Genomic DNA, 6,646 nt, shown 5'->3' on the forward strand with positions numbered 1-6,646 from the left:
TTTTTTTCATAATTTCAAGCTTTATATATTTAACCTCTCCTAAAGGTAGCTAATACAATTAAAATCAAAAAGCTACCTTTAGGTTTAGTTCAACAAAACCTAAACGTAATGCGGACTTTAGGGCGAAACCGAAAGGTCTGTGTATATTTATCATGTCGCTAAATCTTATGGATTTAGCTTTGGACAAGAAAAAATAAATCAAAACAATAAGCTTTAGCTTCGTGCGCAGACGGAAACGAAAAGTTTCCTTACTTCCGCACTACGCTTAGCTAAACCGTTGTGGTGCATTTTAACCGACCTAAAAAACTACAAAAAACTGAATGAATCAATACGATAAACTCTTAACTCTAGAGAATTTTGAATTAGCTTTTTATAGATTAAAAACAGCTCAAAGAAATTTATACAAGAGTATCTATTATTCTGATTTAAAAATTTTTGAGACATTTTTACAATCAAACATTCAGACTTTAATTGAGCAATTAAAAACGAAAACATACAAACCAGAAAGGGCACACAAAATATTTATTCCAAAAAAGAATGAATTAGTTCGCCCCCTTTCAATGCTTAAATTCACAGATTTATTAGTATATCAAGCGATAGTAAACATAGTTGCAGATTCAGCATATGATAAAATTGCACCATTATATGGAAATACAATTTTTGGAAATATTGTAAATCCGTCAAGCACTAATGAAGTAGACAAAATATTCTTCTTTCAACCCTGGAAAAAAAGCTGGAAAAAATTTAGTGAACGTTCAATAAAATATTTTGAAGAAGGATATAAATACTTATCCGAGTTTGACATTGCATCCTTTTTTGACACGATTGACCATAGTATTTTATTTCAAATCCTAAAAAAGAACTATGGTATTGAAGATTCTGTAATTGATTTATTGGATAGTTGTCTAGAAACTTGGACAGGAGACTTCAATCATAAAACTTTTATTTCTAAACACGGAATACCTCAAGGACCACTCGCTTCAGCTTTTTTAGCTGATTTATATTTAATTTATCTTGATGACGAAATCACAACAAAAGGTAAGCTAGAAATTAAGTATTTAAGATATGTTGATGATATAAGAATTTTTAGCAAAGACAAAAAAGTATCAAGAAAAGCAATAGCTGCTCTAGACTTAATTTCTAGAGATTTAGGACTTATTCCTCAAGGAGGTAAAATATTTACGAAAGAAGTAGTTGATATTAAAAAAGAGCTAAAAGTTCAAAACAATAAATTTTCTGCGATAAACAAAGAGTACTTAAAAGAAACTGACGGTAAATCTTCAAAAAAGCTAAAAGCTAAAACTCATCGTCAATTAAAAAAGCGATTCCTTGATTGCTTTGAGATTGATGATAATAAAAGAAAGGAAGACTATTTAGATAAAACTATAATAGGTTTTTCGCTTTTTAAATTGAATAAAGACAAGGAAGTAAAAGACATAATAATTTTAAATTATGAATTACTTCTAACTCAATTTGAGGGAATTTTATTTTACTTACAAAAGCACTATAAAAACTCTGCAGATGTTCTATCGTTCCTGAATTCAGTGTTGACTGATGAAGATATATTATTTCACCATCTAACAGCTTTAATATTCAAATGGTTTCCTAATATTGAGTTTAACGAAAAAATATTTGAAAAATATATCTCTAAAGGAAATAGAAATTGGCTTGTTAGGTATTATATGATTGACTGGTTATATCACAATAAAAAAAATGAATTGTTCGAGCTATTATTAGTTGAAAATGGTGGTAATTATTTTATAGAGAGAAAAATAAATGACTATAAGTTTATTTCATCTACTGACAATACGTTCAAAAAACTGTTCACAATTAGATTATTAAAAAACAAAAAGGATTTACTCGCTCTACAAGGCTTATACCTGTCACTTCGTAACTTGAGTATATTTATCGGGTTAGAAGCAAATAATGATTATAACAGTTATGTAAAAAGAATTAAAGGTGGAGCCTTTGAAGATTATATTATTCAAACTTTAAAAAACGTCTACAACATACCAAATCCTGAAACATTTTTCAATAGAACTATTTGGGATAATGACGAAATTTATGATGTCTTAAATGAATCTCTTCTTGCTTATGAAAAGTTTAGATATAGTGAACCTTCAATCTCAATTTTGAACTTAAATACCTTTAATAACCTATGCTTTGACAAAATATGTGAACGCTTAAACATAAATAAGCCAGCAAATGAGTTCGGAGTAAACTTAGATGCAAGAATTATTAATGAAGAGCTTCCAAAAACAAATAGATATTGGCTTGAAATAAATTCTAAACGAAATCAAAAAACTGAAGCTCATCCTTATGACAAATACGGAAAAGTTAGAGTTAAAATAGATAAAAACGAATTAAATAAATTACACGGTAAACAAATTGAATCTTTAAAAGAAATTTGTTTATATCGTAAATACTAAAAAAACGACACCACAACATTGGCTATAATTAATACGGGTTTTGGTGCTTAATCCAAAGTTTAGTGTATTTTTATAATGTCCGCCAAATCTTTTTGATTTGGCTTTGAAAATGAAAAAATTAAAACAAAATAAAAAGTTTTGGCTAAGTGCTTAATCGGAAATTAATCGCTTATTAAATCCCGCACTAATCATAGCCGAAGCCGTTGTAAGTAATACCCAAAAACCGACATAACTTAAATTGAAAAGTAATAATCATACACCAATAATAATAGGAAATTGTAAACCTTTCAGGATTATAGTAAGAGAAACTGATATCTGGAATCCTTCACTTGAGCAAATCAATGGTAAAGACTATGATTATGTCAAATTAAATAGAATGTCAACATTTATAGATATTGGTATTGCACCTCTATCACTTGGTATTGGATTTGACGGAAGTTTAGTATTACCAGCGACTAAAGAGTTTTCAAACAAAGAAGACTCTTTGGCAAAATTTAATCAAACATTAGGAATATTATTACTTGGAGGAATCTATTCTGAATCTGTTCAGCCTGATAATATTTCATTTGGAACTCTGTTTTTTGATGGTTATATAAAAATTCACGGAGGAAGTTCTGGACTTGTTGCTGGTTTCCATAAATCAATAAGAAATAAACTTGTTGGAACAATGGACGCAATTAAACTATTAGAACCTAATTCAATAACTATTACTGAATTACAGGATAGTTATAAAAAAGGGGAACTGATTTTTGAGAAAATAAAAAATCTTTCACCAAATATGCTACTTGATGGCACATCTCATTATGTTAGAAACCAATGGTCTGAAAGTCTTATATTTTTATGGACTTCTATTGAGCAGTTGGTCAATCAAATATGGAAAACCCAAGTGATTGATAAGGAAATTAATGGAATAGTTGAAGGAAGAAAAGACTTCTTAAAAGATTTTAGAAGTTGGACAACATCTACACGAATAGAGGTATTGTTTCAAAAAGGGTATATTCCATTAGAAGTTTATAGACTTTTAAACTTCGCTCGTAAAACCAGAAATGATTTTATTCATAATGGTAAACAACTAAATAAAGAAAAGGTTGACAACGCTCTAGTCGGATTGTTTAATCTGATTTCATTGATTGTTAGTGACTACAAGTCTATAAATGAATTAAATGAAACTTTAGAGTCAATACAGAAAAATCAAAGAGGAGAACTATTTCCTAAAAAGAAAGTTTTAGACAACGGAGAAGTTACTCATTGGTTAGAAGTTCCTGCTATCCCAGGAGATAGTCATTGGGGAGATAAAGAATATGAAATAATAGATGAATTAGTCTTAAAACCATTGAAAGAAGGTGAATAAGTACTACTTACAACAACTAAGCATTCATGCGGTCGGTACGACCGAGCATGCAGGCCGTGTTGACTAAACCGGGTCGATATTCCTTAGTATGGGGTTTGATATGTATTTCTATAGATCTGCGTGAGGTGGAACCTATTTAACAGAAGTTCTCTTTACCGATTTATGAGTGCCATTTTCTTCTTTCTATAGAGGTTGTGATGATTTTATAACGTAATTGTATCCTCTTTTTAATATTTTTTTTGTTTTTGGTCATAAGTATCCTGTTACACGACAAGGGTGTTACTTTTTGGGGCAGTATGTTTACTCCTTATCTTTTTGAGCCAGTGATTTGGCGGTCCTCTGCTACCAAAAGTATGCACCGTTACCAGTATTCCTTTCTTACAGTTTGGACACCTGCGATGTTGTATGGGATGTTTATTTTTTATTGCTGGTTTTTCTGTTAATTGACCTTTAAGTAAGGGTAGCACTTTGTTCTTTAGACAACTACTGGATATAGAGAAATATGCTCGCTTGAAAACACTTTCGAAAGCACAATGAAGAACGCTATCGGTAAGCCGTATGAGCGAAAAGTTCACGTACTGTTTGATGAAGGGGGTACTGATAGTTCTAGAATATTTATATCTTTAACAGATACAAATAGGAGTAGGACTATCAGGCTCTACTCTACTGTGCAATTTGACCAAACCAATGAAACATATTTTTCTAATCATAATTCTTTGCACTTTTTGGGCTTGTAATTCCAAAAAGAATAATGCGGTTTCAAAAATCAAAAACCCAAATCCAGAGAAAGTAATTCAGAAAAAATTAAGTGGGAAAGAAGTTGTTGCGGAATTGGAAAAATTAGGTTATTTCAATCTGACCAGCGAAACTGAATTAGACACAGTTAAGACTGACTTTGAAAAAGCATATTCCGACTTAAATTTCTTTCAAGGACCAACGCGAGGAGAAACGCTGAATTTTATGGACAATCGCTATCATTGGGTAGATTGTGAGGAACTTTTTGAGATTGGAGGATTAATAGAATATTTAGCTCAAGTTAAACCGACTTTTGAAAAACTAGGACTGGAATTAGATTACGCAAACGAAAAAAGCGAACAAGACCAAAATAGTTGGCAACACACAATCGAACTGAACGGAATTGAATACACAGCATTTAACGGACAATTTTCCGACTTGGATTGGGGAATTGCTTATGTGAATTTTATAGAAATGTTGAACGCTGAATTAAGACGACAAAATTCGGACGAGCAGTTTTATCCAATAAATTGCGGAAATGACGGAATGTTTGTCTTGCTAACACCAAAACAGTTGGACTTTGTAAATCGGAATTATCCTGTCGACAATGAACATCCGACAACAATGAGTAATTGGAAAATTAGAAATGGAATATAAAAAACTGCACACAACAACTAAGCATCCATGTTGTCGGTACGACCGAACATGCAGGCCGTGTTGACTAAACCGGGACGATATTATTTAGTATGGGGTTTGATATGTATTTCTATAGATTTAGAAGATGTAGAACATGTTCAACATACCTTGTTCTTGCGGTTTTATGAACGTCTCTTTCTACTTGTTATAGAAGTTGTGATGATTTTATAACGCGATTGTATCCTCTTTTTGATATTTCTTTTGTTTTTAGTGATAAGTATCCCGTTACCCGACAAGGGTGTTACTTTTTGGGACATTATGTTTTCTGTTTATCTTTTTAAGCCAGTGATTTGGCGGTCCTCTGCTACCAAAAGTGTGCACCGTTACCAGTATTCCTTTCTTACAGTTTGGACACCTGCGATGTTGTAATGCTGGTTTATTTTTTATTGCTGGTTTTTCTGTTAATTGACCTTTAAGTAAGGGTAACACTTTGTTCTTTAGACAACTATTGAACATAGAGAAATATGCTCGCTTAAAAACACTTTTGAAAGCGCAATGAAGAACACTATCGGTAAGCCGTATGAGCGAAAAGTTCACGTACGGTTTGATGAAGGGTGCACTGATAGTTCTAGAATATTTATATCTTTAACAGATAAAATAGGAGTAGGACTATCAGGCTCTACTCTACGCACCAATTAGAACAAGACCACCAATAATGACAGATCAAGAAATAATAAAAGCAATTGATATAGTTGATAGGCTTGGTGGAATGACAGTTAATGAACGATTATATGCTTGTGGGCTTATGGACGAATTTGACAAAGCACTAATTGGCGATAAAACAAAAGCGAAGAAAATTTTAGAACTTTTAGGAGTTGACAAACCTTCAATCGAAAAAATTGTAATTGAATGACAAGCCACAAACCATTAAAAAGTGTATCTCATAACTTTGGGCATTCATTTATTAGCCTAATGAACTACATAAATGATGACTACTTCATGGGGCATTTATTGAAGCAGGCTCGTAAAACAAAATGCAATAAGCTAACAGTTGACATTTTAAGAAACAGAGCGGAACCGATCGAACTTTTAACCAACCAAATTAAATCGTCAATTGAGCATTGGAATAAGTGGTTTCCGACCTTAGTAGAAAGTAGCGGTTCGACTATGGGTTATGTAAGTTCGGCAACAATGACAATTGAATTTGACCTACAAAAGACAAGGCCTTATTCAGTAAATACAGAGTATATTGAAAGTCCATTTGAATGTGAAATTATCATTACTGATGATAGAGGAAAAGAATATAGACATAAACACGAAGGGTGGTGGTTTCCAGAAACAAAATCAAAATAAAAGGTGCTAACAACTAAGCATTCATGCGGTCGGTACGACCGAGCATGCAGGCCGTGTTGACTAAACCGGGTCGATATTCCTTAGTATGGGGTTTGATATGTATTTCTATAGATCTGCGTGAGGTGAAACCTATTTAACAGAA

5 protein-coding genes are annotated in these 6,646 nt (G+C 32.2%); all 5 read left to right on the forward strand.

What is annotated here, in order from left to right:
- Positions 1–320 precede the first annotated feature (320 nt).
- The 5 genes from BD809_RS15440 to BD809_RS15460 all read left to right on the forward strand — a co-directional run bounded on the left by BD809_RS15440 (position 321) and on the right by BD809_RS15460 (position 6,504).
- Positions 321–2,429 carry a reverse transcriptase domain-containing protein gene (locus BD809_RS15440; RefSeq protein ID WP_148783888.1) on the forward strand — a complete coding sequence of 703 codons (2,109 nt, stop codon included), beginning with the start codon at positions 321–323 and terminating at the stop codon, positions 2,427–2,429.
- Between the two features lie 238 nt (positions 2,430–2,667).
- Complete coding sequence (locus BD809_RS15445) at positions 2,668–3,780, forward strand: hypothetical protein (RefSeq protein WP_148783889.1); 1,113 nt, start codon at positions 2,668–2,670, stop codon at positions 3,778–3,780.
- Between the two features lie 687 nt (positions 3,781–4,467).
- The gene (locus BD809_RS15450; protein ID WP_148783890.1) at positions 4,468–5,172 is read left to right on the forward strand and encodes a hypothetical protein; all 705 of its coding nucleotides are present in this window, start codon (positions 4,468–4,470) and stop codon (positions 5,170–5,172) included.
- A 694-nt stretch (positions 5,173–5,866) separates the two neighbouring features.
- Positions 5,867–6,064, forward strand: coding sequence for a hypothetical protein (locus BD809_RS15455; protein WP_148783891.1), 198 nt, complete (start codon positions 5,867–5,869; stop codon positions 6,062–6,064).
- Positions 6,061–6,504, forward strand: a complete 444-nt coding sequence (locus BD809_RS15460; protein WP_148783892.1) for a hypothetical protein — start codon at positions 6,061–6,063, stop codon at positions 6,502–6,504. Before BD809_RS15455 ends, BD809_RS15460 begins: the two co-directional genes overlap by 4 nt.
- The last annotated feature ends 142 nt before the right edge of the window (positions 6,505–6,646 follow it).

It is taken from the genome of Aquimarina intermedia, from assembly GCF_008124785.1.
GTDB lineage: Bacteria > Bacteroidota > Bacteroidia > Flavobacteriales > Flavobacteriaceae > Aquimarina > Aquimarina intermedia.